16 protein-coding genes and 1 tRNA gene are annotated in these 19,154 nt (G+C 69.4%); 5 read left to right on the top strand and 12 right to left on the bottom strand.

Annotation, left to right across the window (positions count from 1 at the left end; all coding sequences use genetic code 11):
• Positions 1-217: 217 nt before the first annotated feature.
• Together M8H82_RS01605 and M8H82_RS01610 are read left to right on the top strand one after the other, a co-directional pair.
• Complete coding sequence (locus M8H82_RS01605; RefSeq protein WP_250070452.1) at positions 218-1,588, top strand: aminotransferase class V-fold PLP-dependent enzyme; 1,371 nt, start codon at positions 218-220, stop codon at positions 1,586-1,588.
• Complete coding sequence (locus M8H82_RS01610) at positions 1,585-2,994, top strand: lysine N(6)-hydroxylase/L-ornithine N(5)-oxygenase family protein (protein WP_250070453.1); 1,410 nt, start codon at positions 1,585-1,587, stop codon at positions 2,992-2,994. Before M8H82_RS01605 ends, M8H82_RS01610 begins: the two co-directional genes overlap by 4 nt.
• 18 nt (positions 2,995-3,012) lie before the next feature.
• Here the strand turns inward: M8H82_RS01610 and M8H82_RS01615 are convergent, their stop codons facing one another.
• The gene (locus tag M8H82_RS01615; RefSeq protein ID WP_250070454.1) at positions 3,013-4,815 is read right to left on the bottom strand and encodes a bifunctional UDP-sugar hydrolase/5'-nucleotidase; all 1,803 of its coding nucleotides are present in this window, start codon (positions 4,813-4,815) and stop codon (positions 3,013-3,015) included.
• Positions 4,816-4,996: 181 nt separating this feature from the next.
• Between M8H82_RS01615 and M8H82_RS01620 the strand changes: the two genes are divergently transcribed.
• Together M8H82_RS01620 and pyk are read left to right on the top strand one after the other, a co-directional pair.
• A complete protein-coding gene (locus tag M8H82_RS01620) occupies positions 4,997-5,695 on the top strand; it encodes an SIMPL domain-containing protein (protein WP_250070455.1) in 699 nt (232 codons plus the stop codon).
• Between the two features lie 136 nt (positions 5,696-5,831).
• Positions 5,832-7,268 carry a pyruvate kinase gene (gene pyk, locus M8H82_RS01625; protein ID WP_250070456.1) on the top strand — a complete coding sequence of 479 codons (1,437 nt, stop codon included), beginning with the start codon at positions 5,832-5,834 and terminating at the stop codon, positions 7,266-7,268.
• 9 nt (positions 7,269-7,277) lie between these two features.
• On the opposite strand, the gene M8H82_RS01630 is transcribed toward pyk, so the two are convergent.
• On the bottom strand, positions 7,278-8,066 hold the full coding sequence (locus tag M8H82_RS01630) for a helix-turn-helix domain-containing protein (protein ID WP_250070751.1): 789 nt from the start codon (positions 8,064-8,066) through the stop codon (positions 7,278-7,280).
• 86 nt (positions 8,067-8,152) lie between these two features.
• Positions 8,153-8,235 (bottom strand) — tRNA-Leu (locus tag M8H82_RS01635).
• 102 nt (positions 8,236-8,337) lie between these two features.
• Here M8H82_RS01635 and M8H82_RS01640 point away from each other — a divergent pair.
• Positions 8,338-8,994, top strand: coding sequence for an ANTAR domain-containing response regulator (locus M8H82_RS01640; protein WP_250070457.1), 657 nt, complete (start codon positions 8,338-8,340; stop codon positions 8,992-8,994).
• Positions 8,995-9,060: 66 nt separating this feature from the next.
• Here M8H82_RS01640 and M8H82_RS01645 read toward each other — a convergent pair whose 3' ends face one another.
• From M8H82_RS01645 to M8H82_RS01685, 9 genes are all read right to left on the bottom strand, one after another.
• Positions 9,061-9,777: an ABC transporter ATP-binding protein gene (locus M8H82_RS01645; protein ID WP_250070458.1), complete on the bottom strand. Its 717-nt coding sequence runs from the start codon at positions 9,775-9,777 to the stop codon at positions 9,061-9,063.
• Positions 9,774-10,682, bottom strand: coding sequence for an ABC transporter ATP-binding protein (locus M8H82_RS01650; protein WP_250070459.1), 909 nt, complete (start codon positions 10,680-10,682; stop codon positions 9,774-9,776). Before M8H82_RS01650 ends, M8H82_RS01645 begins: the two co-directional genes overlap by 4 nt.
• 5 nt (positions 10,683-10,687) lie before the next feature.
• A complete protein-coding gene (locus M8H82_RS01655) occupies positions 10,688-12,520 on the bottom strand; it encodes a branched-chain amino acid ABC transporter permease (RefSeq protein WP_250070460.1) in 1,833 nt (610 codons plus the stop codon).
• Positions 12,521-12,525: 5 nt separating this feature from the next.
• Positions 12,526-13,458, bottom strand: coding sequence for a branched-chain amino acid ABC transporter permease (locus M8H82_RS01660; protein WP_250070461.1), 933 nt, complete (start codon positions 13,456-13,458; stop codon positions 12,526-12,528).
• A gap of 110 nt (positions 13,459-13,568) precedes the next feature.
• Entirely contained in the window at positions 13,569-14,798 is a 1,230-nt protein-coding gene (locus M8H82_RS01665) for a branched-chain amino acid ABC transporter substrate-binding protein (RefSeq protein WP_250070462.1), read from the bottom strand.
• Positions 14,799-15,090: 292 nt separating this feature from the next.
• A complete protein-coding gene (locus M8H82_RS01670) occupies positions 15,091-15,702 on the bottom strand; it encodes a Tat pathway signal sequence domain protein (protein ID WP_250070463.1) in 612 nt (203 codons plus the stop codon).
• Complete coding sequence (locus M8H82_RS01675; RefSeq protein WP_250070464.1) at positions 15,699-16,112, bottom strand: hypothetical protein; 414 nt, start codon at positions 16,110-16,112, stop codon at positions 15,699-15,701. Before M8H82_RS01675 ends, M8H82_RS01670 begins: the two co-directional genes overlap by 4 nt.
• 61 nt (positions 16,113-16,173) lie before the next feature.
• Positions 16,174-16,668 carry a PaaI family thioesterase gene (locus tag M8H82_RS01680; protein WP_250070465.1) on the bottom strand — a complete coding sequence of 165 codons (495 nt, stop codon included), beginning with the start codon at positions 16,666-16,668 and terminating at the stop codon, positions 16,174-16,176.
• A 38-nt stretch (positions 16,669-16,706) separates the two neighbouring features.
• Positions 16,707-18,986, bottom strand: coding sequence for an FdhF/YdeP family oxidoreductase (locus M8H82_RS01685; RefSeq protein WP_250070466.1), 2,280 nt, complete (start codon positions 18,984-18,986; stop codon positions 16,707-16,709).
• Positions 18,987-19,154: the final 168 nt, after the last annotated feature.

A 19,154-nucleotide genomic window follows, 5' to 3' on the forward strand; every position in this document is an offset into this window, starting at 1 on the left:
CGGCGGGTTCAGCCTGTGCCGGGCCGGGGTCCGGCGGGTTCAGCCTGTGCCGGGCCGGGGTCCGGCGGGCTCAGCCTCCGCCGGGCCGGGGTCCGGCGGGTTCAGCCTCTACGCCGGGCGTCCGGCACGTTTTCCCCCGCACGGAAGTACCCCCTTTCGGGTTCCGAACCCCGGGCTTTTCGGACACGTCGCTTCATGGGCGTACAAGCTGGGCCCCATGAGCATGCCGCCCCTCGCCTCGGGACCCGAAGGCCCGCCCGCCCTGGGCCCGTTGCTCGACACCGTCCTCGAGGCGCTGACGGACGGCACCCGCGCCCGCGGCGGCCCGCTGCCCACCGGCGGCCCGGAGGCCGTCGCGGCCCGCGTCCGGGACGCCGTCGGCGACCCGCTGCCGGAGGACGGCGACCCGGGGGCCCTGTACGCCCTGGTGCGGGCGGTGGCGGAAGGCTCGGCCGACCCGGCGCACCCGCTGTGCGCGGCCCACCTGCACTGCCCGCCCCTGGCGGTGGCCACCGCGGCCGACCTGGCCGCCAGTACCCTGAACCCGTCCCTGGACTCCTGGGACCAGGCCCCCGCGGCATCCGCACTGGAAGCCCTGGTCACCCAAGCACTCGCCGCACTGGTCACGGGCACCGCCGACGCCCCGGCAGACGCCCTGGTCACCACCGGCGGCACCGAATCCAACCAGCTCGCCCTCCTCCTCGCCCGCGAAGCGCGCCGCGGGATCCGGCTCATCCACGGCGCCAACGCCCACCACTCCCTCCCCCGGGCCGCCTGGCTGCTCGGCCTCCCCGAACCGGCCTCCGTCCCCGCCCCCACCGGCACCCTCGACCCCGCCGCCCTGGACGAGACCCTCACCCGCCTGCCGGGACCGCACCTCGTGGCCGCCACCGCGGGCACCACCGACGCCGGTCTCATCGACCCCCTCCCCGAGATCGCCGCCCTCTGCGCCCGCCACCGCGCCCGCCTCCACATCGACGCGGCCTACGGCGGCGGACTCCTGTTCAGCGACCGGCACCGGCACAAGCTGCGCGGCCTGGACGCCGCCGACACCGTCACCCTCGACCTGCACAAACTCGGCTGGCAGCCGGTCGCCGCCGGACTCCTCACCGTCCGCACCCCGCACGACCTCACCGCCCTGCACCACCACGCCGACTACCTCAACGCCGACGACGACACCGAAGCCGGCCTCCCCGACCTCCTCACCCGCTCCCCGCGCACCACGCGCCGCCCCGACATCCTCAAGATCGCGGTCACCCTCAAGACCCTCGGCCGCCGCGGACTGGGACAGCTGGTCGACCAAGTCTGCGAGACCGCAACCGAGTTCGCCGACCTCGTCGACCGCCACCCCCGCTTCCAGCTCTACGGCCGCCCCACCCTGAGCACCGTCGTCTTCCGCCCCCGCGCCGCCCCCGACGACACCGTCGCCGCCGTCCGCCGCACCCTCCTCACCGACGGCAGCGCGGTCATCGGCCGGGCCAGGCTCGACGGCCGGCTGTGGCTCAAGGTCACCCTCCTCAACCCCCGCACCGGCCAAGGCGACCTGGCCGCCCTGCTGAACCTCGTGGAAGGAACCACCCCCCGATGAGCCCCACCCCCGACACACCCCGCGACCTGGTCGGCATCGGCATCGGCCCGTTCAACCTCTCCCTCGCCGCCCTCGCCCACCCGCTCACCGAACTCGACACCGTCTTCTACGAACAGCGCCCCGCCTTCACCTGGCACCCCGGCCTGCTCATCGAGGGCGCCACCATCCAGGTCCCCTTCCTCGCCGACCTGGTGACCCTCGTCGACCCCGCCAGCCCCTGGACCTTCCTCAACTACCTCAAGAGCCGCGACCGGCTCTTCCCCTTCTACTTCGCCGAGCGCTTCCACATCCAGCGCGCCGAGTACGACGCCTACTGCCGCTGGGTCTCCCAGAACCTGCCCGCCCTGCACTTCGGCCACCAGGTCGACGCCGTCCGCTTCAACCCCGAACGGGACGTCTTCGAAGTCGACTTCACCCAGCTCGACGACGAAGGAGAGGCCGAGGCACTGGGCCGCACCTACACCCGCAACATCGTCCTCGGCATCGGCACCGAGCCCTACGTCCCCGACCCGCTCAAACCCCTCGTCGAGGCCCCCGGCGTACCCGTCCACCACGCTGCCGACTACCTCGCCCACCGCGCCGAACTGCTGGCCGCCGGCCACGTCACCGTGGTCGGCTCAGGCCAGTCGGGCGCCGAGATCTTCCTCGACCTGCTGCGCGCCCGCCCCGCCGGCCGCGAAGGGCTGCACTGGATCGGCCGCAGCGAGGCCTTCGCCCCCATGGAGTACTCCAAACTCGGCCTGGAGCACTTCACGCCCGACTACACCCGCTACTTCCACGCCCTCGGCGAACCCGTCCGCGACCGGCTCCTCACCACGCAATGGCAGCTCCACAGGGGCATCGACACCGGCACCATCGCCGCCATCCACGACGAGCTCTACCGCCGCACCCTGGACGGCGGCTGGCCCGACACCGTGCTCACCCCCGGCGTGCGGGTACGCACCGCGGGCCGGATCGCCACCACCAAGATCGAACTCCACCTGGAGCACATCGAGCAGAACACCCGCGACCGCCTCACCACCGACGCCGTCGTCCTCGCCACCGGTTACCGCGAACGCCCCCTGGACCGCATCCTCGCCGGACTCGACCCCTACCTGCGCCGCGACAGCCGCGAACGCCCGCGCGTGGACGAGGAGTTCCGCCTCGTGCTCGACCCCTCCGTCACCGGCGCCGGCTGCCACGTCTACGTCCAGAACGCCGAACGCCACACCCACGGCGTCGGCACCCCCGACCTCGGCCTCGCCGCCTGGCGCAGCGCCACCGTCCTCAACTCCCTGACCGGCAAGGAGCCCTACCCCCTGCCCGGCCGCACCGCCTTCACCACCTTCGGCCTGGACACACGACAGCCCCAGATCCCGCCCGCACGCCGGCCGCAGGCACTGACGCCGCTGATGGACGGGATCTGAGGCTTCACCGAGCAAGCACTAGAACACCGGCGTGCCGTCCCGGGTCAGCTTCCAGTCCACCGACGCGAAGTCCTTCGGGTCCAGCACACCCTTCGCGGTGACCCACTCGGCGATCCGGGTGCGGATCTCCGTCGACTCCGCCCACAGCTCCTGCGCCGAGGCGACATGCGGGAACGCACCGCCGCCATTGGCCCGGTAGTTGTTCACCGCGAACACGAACCGCTGCGCGTCGTCCAGCGGGGCGCCGCCGTAGGTCAGGTTCTTGATCCGCGACCCCGCCGGCTGAGCGATGTCGATGTCGTACGACAGACCCGACACGTAGTCGTAGTTGTAGTCCGGGCGGTTGTTCGCGTTGGTCAGCCTGTCGACGTCCACCGCCGCACCCGCCGCCGTCTGCACGAAGTACTCCGCCGAGTACTCCAGATACGCCTTGAGCTGCGCGCCCGTCATCAACTTGGCGACCAGCGTGTTGTCGTACACGTACAGGCTCGACAGGTCCCGGATGGTCACCTCGCCCGCCGGGATCGCCGAGGTGCGGGAGAACGGCGAGGCCTGCGCGAGCACCGGCAGCGAGGCGTGCTCCGTGCCCTTCAGGGCCTCCCGGACCACGTCCTCCTGCACCTTGGTGATCAGGTCGATGATCGGGGCGTCCCGGTAGCGGGCGTCCACCGTCGTCAGCGTCTCGGTGGCGGTGCCGACGACCTGGTTGACGTACGCCACGACCTTGTCGTGCTCGTCGTCGAGCAGCCGGGTGATCTCCGGGTCGTCGGCGACCGTCCGGGAGTCGCGCACGCTCGCCGCGACCGACTCCACCGTCCAGCGGCCCTTGGCGAAGACCAGCTCGATGTCGAACAGCGACAGCCGCTGGGCGTAGCACAGCGGCTCCGACAGGATCACGGTCTTGCCGGTCTGCTCGTTCACCACCTTCAGCTCGACGATCTCCGTGTGCGCGTGGCCCACCAGGATCGCGTCGATGCCCGGCACCTTCTGGGCGACCAGCGCCGCCGAGTTCTCGATGTACGGCAACTGGTCACCGTAGGACGAGGTGCCCGAGGAGCCGGAGTGCGCCGAGACGACCACGACGTCCGCGCCCATCGAGCGCAGCTTCGGCACCCACTTCGCCGCCTGCTCCTCCAGACCGGGGAAGGTCATCCGGCCCTGGACGTAGGCCTTGTCCCAGATCGCGATGCCCGGGTTGGTCAGCCCCAGCACCGCCACCTTGACCGGCGGGGCGCCCTTCACCCGGAACGTCTTCATGAAGTACGGCGGGAAGGCGGGCTTGAGCGTCCTGGCGTCCAGCGCGTTGGCGCCGAGCAGCGGGAAGTCGCACTGCTCCTCGAACTTGCGCAGCGTCTCGATGCCGTAGTTGAACTCGTGGTTGCCCAGCGCCACCGCGTCGTACCCGATGGCGTTCATCGCCTGCGCCATCGGGTGCACCGGACCGCCCTCGGCGGTGATCGGCTCGACCTTGGCGTAGTAGTACGTCAGCGGGGTGCCCTGGATGGTGTCGCCGGCGTCCAGCAGCAGCGTGTTGCGGCGGCCCTTCTCCGCACGGACCTGCTCCACGAGGGTGGCGATCCGGGCCAGGCCCTTCGCGTTGCCCTTGGTGTCGGTGTACTCCGCGTCCTTGAAGTAGTCCCAGTTGAAGATGTTGCCGTGCAGATCGGTCGTGCCCATCACCGTCAGCGAGTACCGCTTGGCGGGCCTGGGCCCCTTCTCCGCCTCGGCGGCCCCGGCCGCGGGCGCCGCCGCGCCGGCCAGCGCGACCCCCGCTCCGGTCACGGCCGACTTCTTCAGGAACTTCCGACGGTTCAGGGGCATGTCTCGGTTCTCCTCGGGACGATTCGTGACGCGCGTAGATCCCGGGCGTGACAGCGGACCGACGCGCGTAGATTCTGTCCCGGACATGGCGACCGGCAACAGGCCCGCGAGATTGCGATCTGGTGACCTGAGCTGTGCAGTTGCTGCCCGCACCCGGCCAAGCGATGACACAGTGGGACGTATGACCACCCCCACCGCCCTGCCCTACGGCACCCCCGACGCCCCCCGCATCGCCGTACGCGGCGAGGCCCACCTCGAAGTCGACCCCGAGATCGGCCGCATCGGCATCACCGTCGCCTCCCGCGGCCGCGACCGCCGCACCGCCCTGGACGACCTCACCCGCCGCAACGCCACCGCCCTGGACCTGGTCAAGTCCTACGGGGACGCCGTGGAACGGCTCGAGAGCGGCGCCTTCTCCGTCCGCCCCGAGCTCACCAAGCACGGCCGCGGCGAGCGCATCCGCACCTACCACGGCACCGTCCATCTCACCGCCGAGCTCACCGACTTCACCGCCCTCGGAGAACTCGCCACCCGCCTCGCCGACCTCGAACTCACCCGCGTCGACGGCCCCTGGTGGGACCTGCGCCGCGACTCGCCCGCCCACCGCCGGGCCCGCGAGCAGGCTGTCCGCGAGGCCGTCCAGCGGGCCCGCGAATACGCCGAGGCGCTCGGCACCTCACTCGCGGCGCTGGTGGAACTCGCCGACATCGGCGCCGAGGACGGCGGACCGCGCCCCATGGCCGCCGGAGGCCGGATGCGCTCCATGGCCTTCGCCGAGGCCGCCGAGGACACCGTGGCCGCCCTCGACCTGGAACCCCAACGCCAGCACGTCTACGCCGAGGTCAACGCCCGATTCACCATGCGACCCCCGACGTTGTGAGCAATTCCCCGGGAATTCGCTCATCAGAGCGCCCCGTCGCACAATTCAACACTTGTCAATAGCCCTTCATGAAAAGGTTGTTGAGTAGTCATGCGGGGCCAATTCGCTACCCGTCGGTAAGCAATAAGCTCGAAACATGCGCCGAGCGAAGATCGTTTGTACTCTGGGGCCCGCCACCGACTCGTACGACCAGATCAAGGAACTGGTCGAGGCCGGAATGGACGTCGCCCGATTCAACCTCAGCCACGGCGGACACGCCGAACACGAGGAGCGCTACCACCGCGTACGCAAGGCCTCCGACGAGCTCGGCCGCAGCGTCGGCCTCCTCGCCGACCTTCAAGGCCCGAAGATCCGCCTCGGCCGCTTCACCGAAGGACCCGTACTCCTTGAACGCGGCGACACCTTTACCATCACCGTCGAACCCGACGCCCACGGCGACCGCGAACACTGCGGCACCACCTACACCGGCCTCGCCGCCGACGTCACCCCGGGCGAACGCATCCTCGTCGACGACGGCAAGGTCTGCCTGGAGGTCACCGCCGTCGACGGACCCCGCGTCCGCACCACCGTCATCGAAGGCGGCATGGTCTCCGACCACAAGGGCCTCAACCTCCCCGGCGTCGCCGTCTCCGTCCCCGCACTCTCCGACAAGGACGAGGCCGACCTCCGCTGGGCCCTGCGCACCGGCTTCGACGTCATCGCCCTCTCCTTCGTCCGCTCCGGCCGCGACATCGAGGACGTCCACCGCATCATGGACGAAGAGGGCCGCCGCCTCCCCGTCATCGCCAAAGTGGAAAAACCCCAGGCGGTCGAGGCCATCGACGACATCGTCGCCGCCTTCGACGGCATCATGGTCGCCCGCGGCGACCTCGGCGTCGAAATGCCCCTCGAACAAGTCCCCATCGTCCAGAAGCGCGCCATCAAACTGGCCAAGCGCAACGCCAAGCCCGTCATCGTCGCCACCCAGATGCTCGACTCGATGATCGACAACTCCCGCCCCACCCGCGCCGAAGCCTCCGACGTCGCCAACGCCGTCATCGACGGCACGGACGCCGTGATGCTCTCCGGCGAGACGAGCGTCGGCAAATACCCCATCGGAACCGTCCGCACCATGGCGAAGATCGTCGAAGCGGCCGAGGAAGACCTCCTCGCCAAGGGCCTGCCCCCACTGACCGACCGCAACAAACCCCGCACCCAAGGCGGAGCGGTCGCCCGGGCAGCAGCCGAAATGGGCGACTTCCTCGGCGCCAAGTACCTCGTCGCCTTCACCCAGTCCGGAGACACCGCCCGCCGCCTCAGCCGCTACCGCTCCCCGATCCCCCTGCTCGCCTTCACCCCCGAGCCGGCGACCCGCTCCCAGCTCAACCTGACCTGGGGCATCGAGACCTTCCTCGGCCCGCACGTGGACTCCACCGACGCGATGGTCGAGCAGGTGGACGAGCTGCTCCTGAAGTACGGTCGCTGCCAGAAGGGCGACACGGTCGTCATCACGGCGGGCTCACCCCCCGGGGTCTCGGGCTCCACGAACCTGGTCCGCGTCCACCACATCGGCGAGGACGACAGCCCGAAGTAGGTCCGCCGCTCAGTGCTTGGGCCCCACGTGAGTGTCCATGAGCGCCACGGAGGCCTTGCGGGCGACGGAGATGTTGTACGGGTTGCCATGACGGGTGCAGTGCGTCCACTCGACGCCGAGGGCGTCCAGGGTGTCCGTGCAGAGCTGACGGATGTCGTCGGACACGTTGGTGAAGAAGTACCGCGGATACTCATAACGCTTGCGCTCGCCGCCCACCATCCGGGTCGTCCAGTTGGTGATACGGCAACCGTCGGAGTGGATGAGCCCACGGACGAATGCCCATGGATGGGCGTCGACGATCTCCTGCTGCCAGGGTTCCAGGACGATCCTGCGCTCGTGTTTTTTGCCGGGGCCGTGCTGGGGGAACAGGCAGTGCAGGTGCTTCGAATAGACCTTCACGTTCGAGCAGCCGGTTCTACGGACTCGGCAGACGGAGTTGTCCGGAAACACCGCACGCATGGCTCGCTCACATTGGTCCATCAGGCCTGCCCATGACTCCGTGCAGGTGATCATGAGATTCGGGACCCGGTGCTCGGAGTACTGGCTGATGTGGCCGTCGCCGAGGTAGAGGCCGAGCAGGTAGCTGTACGCCTCTTCGTCGAGTTCCCGCCCGTCGCAGCGCGGGCACTTCGGGTCGCGTTTTCCGGGACACTCGCCGTGTTTGGCTCGGTCCATGTGCTTCCAGTAGCCCACGGTTCCCAGTGGGACGTTGAAGCGCCGCGCGACGTCTGCGTTCTTCATGCCGGTGCGCAACAGCGTGACTGCCCTGTGTCGCACATCAGTCCCGTGAAAGTTCATGCGGCCACGTTCTGCCACCCAGAGGGACCATGTTCAGCAAAAAGCGGATGTTCACGAGAACGTGAGCATCCGCTTGGAGTCTGAGGTGCCGGGTGCGGGATTCGAACCCGCAAGCCCTCTCAGGCAGAGGTGTTTGAGACCTCCGTGTATACCGTTCCACCAACCCGGCTGGTAGCTGGCTGCCCGGGAAGTGTACCGGGTCATCATGCGCGCTCGCAGCTAGGTAGGCTCTAGGGGCAGCCCCCAGCCTGCCGAAACAAGGAGCGCCCCCGTGACCGCCCCCGAGTCGCCCCAGCCCGTAGACGCGCCCGACGACGACAAGTCGCACGTGCCTCCGCTGACGACCCGTGTCGTCATTGCCGAGGACGAGGCGCTGATTCGGCTCGACCTCAAAGAGATGCTCGAAGAAGAGGGCTATTCCGTCGTCGGTGAGGCGGGTGACGGGGAGCAGGCCGTCGAGCTGGCCCGGGAGCACAAGCCCGATCTGGTGATCCTGGATGTGAAGATGCCCAAGCTGGACGGCATCTCCGCCGCGGAGAAGATCGCCGAGGAGAGCATCGCCCCGGTGCTGATGCTGACGGCGTTCTCGCAGCGCGACCTGGTCGAGCGGGCGCGGGACGCCGGGGCGATGGCGTATCTGGTGAAGCCGTTCAGCAAGAGTGATGTCGTACCGGCGATCGAGATGGCCGTGTCGCGGTTCACGGAGTTGAAGGAGCTGGAGAAGGAGGTCGCCGACCTCTCCCAGCGGCTGGAGACGCGGAAGCTGGTGGACCGGGCGAAGTCGGTTCTGCAGACGGAGTACGGGCTGAGCGAGCCGGCCGCGTTCCGGTGGATCCAGAAGACGTCGATGGACCGGCGGATGTCGATGCAGCAGGTCGCGGAGGCTGTCATTCAGGACGCCGAGGAGAAGAAGGCGGCCAAGGGCTAGTCCGGGAAGCGTGTACGTCGAAGGCCCGCACCCCCCGCCGGGGGTGCGGGCCTTCGACGTAGGGGATCAGTCCTCGCCGAGGTAGGCCTTGCGGACCGACTCGTCGTGGAGGAGGTCCTGGCCGGTGCCGGACAGGACGATGTTGCCGACCTCCATGACGTGACCCTGGTCGGCGAGCGAGAGCGCGGCCTGGGCGTTCTGCTCGACCAGCAGGATGGTCGTGCCGTGGGACTTGAGCTCGGCGATCGTCGCCATGATCTTCTGCATCATGATCGGCGAGAGGCCCATGGAGGGTTCGTCGAGCATGAGCAGCTTGGGCTGGGACATGAGGGCGCGGCCCATGGCCAGCATCTGCTGCTCTCCGCCGGAGAGGGTGCCCGCGGCCTGCTTGCGACGTTCGCCGAGGATCGGGAAGAGGTCGTAGGCGCGCTGGATGTCCTTCTCGATGCCCGGCTTGTCGTTGCGCAGGAAGGCGCCGAGGCGGAGGTTGTCCTCGATGGTCATGCGGGGGAAGATGTGCCGCCCCTCGGGGGAGTGGGCGAGTCCCAGCGAGACGATCTGGTGGGCGGGGTACTTCTTCAGTGATTTGCCGTTGAACTTGATCTGGCCGCCGACCGGCTTGAGGAGGCCGGAGAGGGTGCGCAGGGTGGTGGTCTTGCCGGCGCCGTTGGTGCCGATGAGGGTGACGACCTGGCCTGCTTCGACGGTGAAGGAGATGCCCTTGACGGCTTCGATCTTGCCGTAGGCGACCCGGAGGTCTTCCACTTCGAGGAGTGCGGTCATCGGTCGTTCTCCTTGCCGGGCGCGGCGTCCGTCGTGGCGTCGGCCTGTGTCTCTGCGGCCTCGACTTCGGCGGCTTCGTCGGCGCCGGGGGCGCTTTCGAAGGGTTCGCCGAGGTAGGCGGCGACGACGCGTTCGTCGCCCTGGACGGTGGCGCTGTCGCCTTCGACGAGTTTTTCGCCTTGGACGAGGACGGCGACGCGGTCGCAGAGGTTGAAGATGAACCGCATGTCGTGCTCGATGACGAGGACGGCGATGCCCTTGTCCCGGATGGCGAAGACGAGTTCCTCGGTGGCCCGGGTTTCCTGGGGGTTCATGCCCGCGGTGGGTTCGTCGAGGAGGAGCAGGCTCGGTTCGCTGGCCAGGGCCCGGGCGATTTCGAGCTTGCGCTGTTCGCCGTAGGGGAGGTTGCGGGCGAGGTGCTCGGACTTGGCGGCGAGGCCGACGAAGTCGAGGAGTTCCATGGCGCGTTCGCGGGAGGCGGCTTCGGCCTTGTGGAAGCCGGGGCCGCGCAGGAGGGCGGACCAGAGGCCTTCCTTGGTGCGGGTGTGGCGGCCGACGAGGACGTTTTCCAGGACTGTCATGTTGGCGAAGAGCCGGATGTTCTGGAAGGTCCGGGCGATGCCGGCGGCGGTGACCTTGAAGGACTTGGGCGGCAGGACGGTGCCCTTGTGGCGGACTTCTCCCTCGGTGGGGATGTAGAGGCCGGTGAGGCAGTTGAAGAAGGTGGTCTTGCCGGCGCCGTTGGGGCCGATGAGGCCGACGATCTCGCCGCTGTTGACGGTGAGGTCGACGTTGCGTACGGCGGTGAGGCCGCCGAAGCGCATGGTGACGCCGCGTGCGTCGAGGACGGGGGTGCCGGGGGTGGCGGCGTCCGGGGTGTTCTGGGTGGTGGTGTCGGTAGTCATGGTGGTCAGGCCCCTGCCTTGCTGAGGACTGTGGGCGGTTCCGCGTCTTCGTGGAATTCGAGCTGGCGGCGCCGGTTGGGGATGAGGCCTTCCGGTCGGAAGCGCATCAGCAGCACGAGTGCGACGCCGAAGGCGAAGAGCTGGTAGTCGCCGAGGAACTGGAGCTTGGCGGGGATGAGGTAGAGGAGGGCGGCGCCGACGAGGGGGCCGCTGATGGTGCCCATGCCGCCGAGGACCACGGCCGCCAGGAGGAACGCGCTGTTGGGCGGGACCACGTGGGCGAACTGGTACTGCTCGGGGGTCACGGTGTAGGTGACGTGGGCCTGGACGGTGCCGGCGAGTCCGGCGAGGGTGGCGCCGAGGGCGAAGGCGATGAGCTTGACGCGGAAGCCGTTGATGCCCATGGCTTCGGCGGCGGTCTCGTCCTCGCGGATGGCGACCCATGCGCGGCCGATCCGGGAATCGGCGCTGCGGCGGAAGACCACGACGACGATGAGGGTGATCAGCAGCATCAGCAGGAAGTAGTTGGAGAACCGGCCGATGGTGACGCCGAGCATGCTGTGTTCGGCGCCGAAGTCGAAGCCGAAGATGTTGAGGTTGGGCACCGAGGAGATGCCGTTGGAGCCGTTGGTGATGTCGGGTCCGGAGGTGCCGTCGGTGTTGAGGACGGTGATGCGGAAGATCTCTCCGAAGCCGAGGGTGACGATGGCGAGGTAGTCGCCGCGCAGCCGCAGGGTGGGGGCGCCGATGATGACGCCGAAGACCATGGCGACGGCGGCGCCGAGGATGGCGGAGAGCCAGAACGGCAGGTGGAGGTCGAACGGCGAGGAGGGGGAGCCGGAGACCATGGCCGCGGTGTAGGCGCCGACGCCGAGGAAGGCGACGTATCCGAGGTCGAGGAGGCCGGCGAGGCCGACGACGATGTTCAGGCCCAGGGCGACGGTGGCGAAGATGAGGATGTAGACGCCGATGGTGGCGTACCGGTCGTCGGACTGGGTGAAGGGGAAGGCGGCCGCTGCGACGAAGGCGCCGATCATCGTCACGTTGCGGTGTTTGGCGGTGATCGCGGTGATCCGGCTCATGAGTCCGGCCTTGGCGCCGGCGGCGAAGCCGAAGCCCGCGGTGATCAGGAAGCCGATGAAGAGTTCGTCGTATTCGGTGCCGATGCCGTAGGTGAAGACGGTCAGGCCGATGGCGAGGGCCGCGACGATGACGAGGATCTCGGCGTAGGCGGGCAGGGCACGGGCCGGGGCCTTGACGGGGCCGGTGGCGATGGAGGCCCGCAGGATGCTGAGGTTGTGCCGGGTGTTGTGCCGGAAGTGTTCCCAGGCGGTGTCGTCGGGGTCGATGGGGTCGGGCGCGGGCCGCTCGAAGGGGAGGGCGAAGGCGCCGAGGAGGGCGGTGAGGGTGGCCGCGGCCGCCACGTAGCCGCCGGGTTCGAGGTTGACGACGCCGCCGAGCTTGGTGCTGATGGCGATGACGGTGTACCAGGCGGTGGCGAAGGCGCCGAGCGCGGCGAGCTTGATGGCGCTGTCGGCGCCGGCCGGGGTGAGCCAGCGCAGGCCCTTGATGCCGTAGGAGGCGAGGCCGAAGAGGGCGGTGAGGGCGCCGCCGATGAGGACGAGGACCTGGAGGCCGCCAGGGTAGCCGTAATAGGTGAGGTCGCCGGGGAATTCGGCGGTCCAGGTCCAGGCGAGGAAGGTGGAGATGATGGTGAGGAGGCCGCCGCCGGTGGCGAGGGCGCGTCCGATGTGCGGCGGGATGCCGATCAGGCCGGTGGGGGTGCCGGTGGGGATGGGGGCCCCGGCGCTTTCGGGTGCGGTGGTCTGTGTGGTCATCGGTGTCACGCCCTGTCCGCGACGCGCTCGCCGAGCAGGCCCTGTGGCCTGAACAGCAGTACGAGGATGAGGAGTACGAAGGCCCAGACGTCGGCCCAGGACTGGCTGCCGAACTTGTCCATGCCGGGGATGTCGGCGATGTAGGCGGTGGACAAGGATTCGGCGATGCCGAGGACGAGGCCGCCGAGCATGGCTCCGTAGATGTTGCCGATGCCGCCGAGGACGGCCGCGGTGAAGGCCTTGAGGCCGAGGATGAAGCCCATGCGGAAGTCGATCTGGCCGTACTTGAGGCCGTAGGCGACGCCGCCGACTGCGGCGAAGATGGCGCCGAGGGCGAAGGCGACCACGATGATGCGGTCGGTGTTGACGCCCATGAGCTTGGCCGTGTCGGGGTCCTGGGCGGTGGCCTGCATGCCGCGTCCGGTGCGGGTCTTCATGACGAAGTAGCCGAGGATCGCCATGCTGATGGGGGCGGCGAGGAGCAGGAAGACGTCACCGGTCTGGATGGTGACGTTGCCGATCTCGAAGGGTCCGCCCTCGATCTGCGGGAACTTGAGCGGGGAGTCGGCCTCGGGGTACCAGGCCCAGACCGCCTGCTGCAGGGCGAGGGAGATGCCGATGGCGGTGATGAGGGGGGCGAGGCGGGGGGCGCTCCGCAGGGGGCGGTAGGCGAATCGTTCCGCTCCTACGGCGACGGTGACGGCGACGAGCATGGCGCCGATCAGCATCAGGGGGAGCGCGATGGCCATGGAGGTGCCGTCGGGCAGGATGTAGAGATAGACCGTGATGGCGCCGAAGGCGCCGGTCATGAATATCTCGCCGTGGGCGAAGTTGATGAGCTGGACGATGCCGTAGACCATCGTGTAGCCAATGGCGACCAGCCCGTACATGGATCCCAGTAGCAGGCCGTTGACCAGCTGCTGCGGCAGTTCGTTCACCGCATGTCCTCCGAGACTTCGGATGTCGAGTGGATGGGGGCCGTATGTGAGTCCGCGCGGGGCGCCTGTGGTGCGGCGCCCCGCGCGGCTCAAGGGGTTGGTGCGGTGGGTCAGCCGGTGTAGGTGCCGGACTTGACGGCCTTCCACTCGCCGTTCTCGACGGCGTAGACCGTGAGCTGCTTGTTGGTGGTGTCGCCGAACTCGTCGAAGGAGACCTTGCCGGTGACGCCGTCGAAGCTGACGCCCTGGACGGCGGCGGTGACCTTGGCGCGCGCGTCGTCGGGGAGCTTGCCGTCGTTGTCCTCGACGACCTTCTTCACGGCCTCGATGATCGCCCAGGTGGCGTCGTAGGAGTAGCCGCCGTAGGCCGCGAAGTCCTCCTTGTAGCCGGCCGCCTTGTAGTCGAGGACGAACTTCTTGGCGGAGTCCAGCTCCTCCAGCGGGGCGCCCACGGAGGTGGCGAGGTCACCGGCGCTGTCCTTGCCGGCCAGCTCGATGAAGGTCGGGTCGAAGATGCCGTCGCCGCCGACCAGCGGGACCTTGACGCCCGCGTCCTTGATCTGCTTGCTGAGCGGGCCGGCCTGCGGGTACTCGCCGCCGTAGTAGACGACGTCGGCGCCGGACTTCTTGACCTTGGTGGCGACCGCGGAGAAGTCCTTGGTGTCGGGGTTGATGTGCTCGGTGCCGACGACCTTGCCGCCGAGCTTCTTGAACTCGTCGGTGAAGGTGGCGGCGAGACCGGCGCCGTAGGTCTTCTTGTCGTCGATGACGAAGACCTTGGTCTTCTTGCTGTCGTTGTAGACGTACTGCGCCGCGAACGGGCCCTGGATGGCGTCCGTGGTCGAGGTGCGGAAGTACGACTTGTAGGTGCGGACCTTGTTGGTCTGCCAGTCGGCGCCCTGGGTGAGGCCGGGGCCGGTGTTGGCCGGGGAGACCTGGACCAGCTTGGCGTCGTCGAAGACCTTCTGCATGGACTCGGCGACCGAGGAGTTCAGCGGGCCGACAGCGCCGATGACGTTCTTGTCGGCGACGAACGTGGCGGCGTTCTGCTGTCCGGAGGACGGCTGCGCCTGGTCGTCGAGGGCCTTGATCTCGAAGGTGACGCCGTCGACGAAGTTGTCCTTGTTGGCCGTCTTGGCGGCGAGGTCGGCGGAGTTCTTGATGCCGAGGCCGAGCGCGGAGAGGTCACCGGTCAAAGGGGCGTCGACACCTATGATGACCTTGGTGCCGCCGCCGCCGGAGTCCGAGCCGCCGTCGTCGTCGCGCGAGCCACAGGCGGTGAGGGTGAGTGCTCCTGCCGCCAGCGCGGCGGTGATGGCGATGAGCGAACGTTGACGCACGATCAGTCCTTTCCCTGGCGCGGCCCTTCCCTCTGGAAGCGACCGAGTCGAGCGCTGGGCCGAAGTGACATTCCGACGGCGCGGTGACTGGGCGTGACTCTAGGCGTGTGAGGGGAACGTGGAGGAGTACCTGGCGAAGGCTGTGACGCTCTTGTTATGACACGACGTAATGCAGAGCGGTACTGAGTGGGTAGAACCGCGGGATTCCGTACGGTTCGCCCTGTCCACATTCTGAGAAATCCCAGGCCCGACGGAGATTGTTCAGGCGTCTCAGGGGTTTTGGTAATGACGGCTAAATCGCGCCGCAAGCTGCTCGCAGCGCGTGTGAGAGATCCAGTGCGTAGCGTGAGCCCAGGATGAAACTGTGCGTCTGTATTGCACGTGTATTACGTAGAGTTACGTCCAGAAAAGGCAGTCCGGCGTTCCCGGGTATTTTTCCGCAATCCGTCGCCCGCAGGGTGATCGTGACCTTGCGGGATGATCCCGCCTCGGTCCGGAAGGGCGGTGCCGGGGAGGCGGTCACGAAGAGCCCGGCGTAGGGCTGCGTGATCGCGGTGACGGTGACGGGCGGGCCGGACAGCACGCTCAAGGTGATGTCGAAGCGGAAAGCGGCGGCCTCGGCGGAATCGCGGGAGACCGTTTCGCTCAGGTACCGGATGTCGACGACCTGGGAAGGGTACGGCGGGGCCGCGGCGGGGGGCGGCTGGGGCCGGGTGGCGTACAGGTAGCCGCCGCCCGCGAGGAGGGCGGCGGCCACTCCGGCCGCGACAGCGGCGCGGCGGTGTTCGCCGAGCAGGCGCCCGAGCGGCGCCGGACTGTCGCGCTGCGGGGTGAACTGCGGCGCGGGGGACGGCTGTTGTACGTGGGTCCCCTCGCCCGGTTCGACCGGGCCGACGCCGCTCACTGCCACGGTCCGTTGCTCGGGCCGCCGTTGCGGTACCAGCGCACGCAACCCTCGTACGCCCGGCGGTCGATGAGCGCGTCCGCAGCTTGCCGGCCGCGGCGCGCCTTCTCGGCCCGCGCCGCGTCCACGACCTCCCGCAGGATCTCGTACTGCCCGTTCGACAGCCCCATCGACTGGTAGTCACCGTAGGTGTCGCCGTCCAGGACCTCCCGGGACCAGTGGGCGACGAGCCGGGTGCACAGGTCCTCGGGCGGTGTGGTCCGCGGGGACGGCGATGTGCCCGTGGGGCCGGCTGCCGGCGTCCGCGAGCCCGTGTCCGAGCATCCGGTGATCACGCCGGCGGCCAGGAGTGCCGGCAGCAGCGCGGGCAGGAATGCCGAGCCCGCCCTGCGGTTCCGTCCCATCGTCATGCCCCGACGCTAGGCGCGCCGGGCCCTGTTGGGCCAGAGCAGCGGGGCACGGGACGCCGGGTCAGGCGGTGGTGGTGCCGCCGAAGCGCTCCGCGTCACTGCGGGTCACATCCCGCAGCAGGCAGGTCAGGCGGGCTGTGCACACGCGCTTGCCGTCCTCGTCGGTGATCACGATCTCGTACGTCGCGGTCGAGCGGCCCTTGTGCACCGGCGTGGCGACACCCGTCACCAGGCCCGAGCGCGCCCCGCGGTGATGGGTGCAGTTCAGGTCCACGCCCACGGCGATCTTCGTGGACCCTCCGTGCAGCATCGACCCCACCGACCCCAGGGTCTCCGCCAGCACCGCGGAGGCACCCCCGTGCAGCAGGCCGTACGGCTGGGTGTTGCCCTCCACCGGCATCGTGCCGACCACCCGGTCCGCCGACGCCTCCAGGATCTGCACGCCCATCCGCGTCCCCAGGTGCCCCGCCGAGAACAGCGCCGGCAGATCCACCCCGAGCGCGGCGTACTCGTCGATGACCTCCTGCGGGAACTTCACCTGCTGCTGCTCGCCCATGGGTGGCACTCCGTTCGTCGTCGGTACTGAGCAAACGCTCAGTCGGCGGCCGATTGTTCCAGACGCACCACGACGGACTTGCTGGCCGGGGTGTTGCTGGTGTCCGCGGTGGCATCGAGCGGCACCAGCACATTGGTCTCGGGGTAGTACGCCGCCGCACACCCCCGGGCCGTCGGATAGAACACCACCCGGAACCCGGGAGCGCGCCGCTCGACCCCGTCCCGCCACTCGCCGACGAGATCGACGTACGCCCCGTCCGCCACGCCGAGCGCGCGGGCGTCCTCGGGGTTCACCAGCACCACCCGGCGGCCGTTCCTGATCCCCCGGTAACGGTCGTCGAGCCCGTAGATCGTGGTGTTGTACTGGTCGTGCGAGCGCAGGGTCTGCAACAGCAGCCGCCCCTCGGGCAGCTGCGGGTACTCCACCGGCGCCGCGGTGAAGTTGGCCTTGCCCGTCGCCGTCGGGAACCGCCGCTCGTCGCGCGGGGCGTGCGGCAGGGCGAACCCGCCCGGACGCGCCACGCGCGCGTTGAAGTCCTCGAACCCCGGGATCACCCGGGCGATCCGGTCCCGGACGGTGCCGTAGTCCTTCTCGAACTCCTCCCACGGCACCCGGCTGTCCGGCCCGAGCACCCGCCGCGCCAGCCTGCAGACGATCGCCGGCTCCGACAGCAGCCGCGTGCTCGCCGGCTCCAGCCGCCCGCGCGAGGCGTGCACCATGCCCATGGAGTCCTCGACGGTCACGAACTGCTCGCCGCTGCCCTGCACATCGCGCTCGGTGCGCCCCAGCGTCGGCAGGATCAGCGCCCGCGCACCGGTGACCGCGTGCGAACGGTTCAGCTTGGTCGACACGTGCACCGTCAGCCGCGCCCGCCGCATCGCCGCCTCGGTCACCTGCGTGTCGGGCGAGGCGGAGACGAAGTTGCCGCCCATCGCGAAGAAGACCTTCGCCTTGCCGTCCCGCATCGCGCGGATGGCCTGGACGACGTCATAGCCGTGCTCCCGCGGCGGCGCGAACCCGAACTCCTTCTCCAGCGCGTCCAGGAAGGCCGGCGCGGGCCGCTCGAAGATGCCCATCGTGCGGTCGCCCTGCACGTTGGAGTGCCCGCGCACCGGGCACACGCCCGCGCCCGGGCGCCCGATGTTGCCGCGCAGCAGAAGGAAGTTGACCACCTCGCGGATGGTCGGCACGGCGTGCTTGTGCTGGGTCAGGCCCATCGCCCAGCACACGATCGTCCGCTCGGAGGCGAGCACCATGCCCAGGGCCCGCTCGATCTCCTCCCGGGACAGCCCGGTCGCGGTGAGCGTCCGGTCCCAGTCGGCGTCCCGCGCGGCGGCCGCGAACTCCTCGTAGCCGTGCGTGTGCGCGCGGACGAACTCCTCGTCGACCGCGCCCTCGGTCTGCAGGATCAGCTTGTTCAGCAGCCGGAACAGCGCCTGGTCGCCGCCGATGCGGATCTGCAGGAACAGATCGGTCAGGGCGGCGCCCTTGAGCATGCCCTGCGGGGTCTGCGGGTTCTTGAACCGCTCCAGGCCGGCCTCGGGCAGCGGGTTGACGCTGATCACCTTGGCGCCGTTCGCCTTGGCCTTCTCCAGCGCGGAGAGCATCCGGGGGTGGTTCGTGCCGGGGTTCTGCCCGGCCACGATGATCAGGTCGGCGCGGTGGAGGTCCTCCAGCAGGACGCTGCCCTTGCCGATGCCGATGGTCTCGTTCAGCGCCGAGCCCGACGACTCGTGGCACATGTTCGAGCAGTCCGGCAGATTGTTGGTGCCGAACTCGCGGGCGAAGAGCTGGTAGAGGAACGCCGCCTCGTTGCTGGTCCGCCCGGAGGTGTAGAAGAGGGCCTCGTCCGGGGAGCCGAGCGCCGTCAGTTCCTCGGCGACGATGTCGAAGGCGCGCTCCCAGGTGACCGGCTCGTAGTGGTCGCCGCCCTCGGGGAGGTACATGGGGTGGGTCAGCCGCCCCTGCTGGCCCAGCCAGTAGCCGCTGCGGGTCGCCAGGTCGGCGACGGAGTGCGCGGCGAAGAACTCCGGGGTCACCCGGCGCAGGGTGGCCTCCTCGGCGACCGCCTTCGCGCCGTTCTCGCAGAACTCCGCGGTGTGCCGGTGCTCCGGCTCCGGCCAGGCGCAGCCCGGGCAGTCGAAGCCGTCCTTCTGGTTGACCCGCAGCAGGGTCAGCGCGGTCCGCTTGACGCCCATCTGCTGCCGGGCCATGCGCAGGGTGTGGCCGATGGCGGGCAGCCCCGCCGCGGCGTGCTGCGGCTCGGCGACCTGCGGCGCGTCCTGAACCGGATCGCCCTTGGGCGGCTTCGTCGCCATCGCACGCTCTCCTTATGACTGCGTGTGTGAGGTACGTCTCCGATCCTCGCACGTGTCAGTGACAACGCCCGTGCCCGGGTTCGCCGCCGCCCGGTGAGCCAGGGGTGCGGGAACCGCCCGGCCGCCGCCGCTCCGGCCGTGGGCCCCGACTGTCAGTGCGGCGTGGCA

This window comes from Streptomyces sp. YS415, assembly GCF_023544665.1.
Lineage (GTDB): Bacteria > Actinomycetota > Actinomycetes > Streptomycetales > Streptomycetaceae > Streptomyces.

Excerpts from the sequence above, each read along its gene's own strand:
- M8H82_RS01655 (WP_250070460.1), bottom strand. The coding sequence starts at position 12,520 with ATGACCACACAGACCACCGCACCCGAAAGCGCCGGGGCCCCCATCCCC.
- M8H82_RS01605 (WP_250070452.1), top strand. The coding sequence starts at position 218 with ATGAGCATGCCGCCCCTCGCCTCGGGACCCGAAGGCCCGCCCGCCCTG.
- pyk (WP_250070456.1), top strand. The coding sequence starts at position 5,832 with ATGCGCCGAGCGAAGATCGTTTGTACTCTGGGGCCCGCCACCGACTCG.
- M8H82_RS01680 (WP_250070465.1), bottom strand. The coding sequence starts at position 16,668 with ATGGGCGAGCAGCAGCAGGTGAAGTTCCCGCAGGAGGTCATCGACGAG.
- M8H82_RS01675 (WP_250070464.1), bottom strand. The coding sequence starts at position 16,112 with ATGACGATGGGACGGAACCGCAGGGCGGGCTCGGCATTCCTGCCCGCG.
- M8H82_RS01610 (WP_250070453.1), top strand. The coding sequence starts at position 1,585 with ATGAGCCCCACCCCCGACACACCCCGCGACCTGGTCGGCATCGGCATC.
- M8H82_RS01615 (WP_250070454.1), bottom strand. The coding sequence starts at position 4,815 with ATGCCCCTGAACCGTCGGAAGTTCCTGAAGAAGTCGGCCGTGACCGGA.
- M8H82_RS01685 (WP_250070466.1), bottom strand. The coding sequence starts at position 18,986 with ATGGCGACGAAGCCGCCCAAGGGCGATCCGGTTCAGGACGCGCCGCAG.
- M8H82_RS01620 (WP_250070455.1), top strand. The coding sequence starts at position 4,997 with ATGACCACCCCCACCGCCCTGCCCTACGGCACCCCCGACGCCCCCCGC.
- M8H82_RS01645 (WP_250070458.1), bottom strand. The coding sequence starts at position 9,777 with ATGACCGCACTCCTCGAAGTGGAAGACCTCCGGGTCGCCTACGGCAAG.
- M8H82_RS01650 (WP_250070459.1), bottom strand. The coding sequence starts at position 10,682 with ATGACTACCGACACCACCACCCAGAACACCCCGGACGCCGCCACCCCC.
- M8H82_RS01630 (WP_250070751.1), bottom strand. The coding sequence starts at position 8,066 with ATGAACTTTCACGGGACTGATGTGCGACACAGGGCAGTCACGCTGTTG.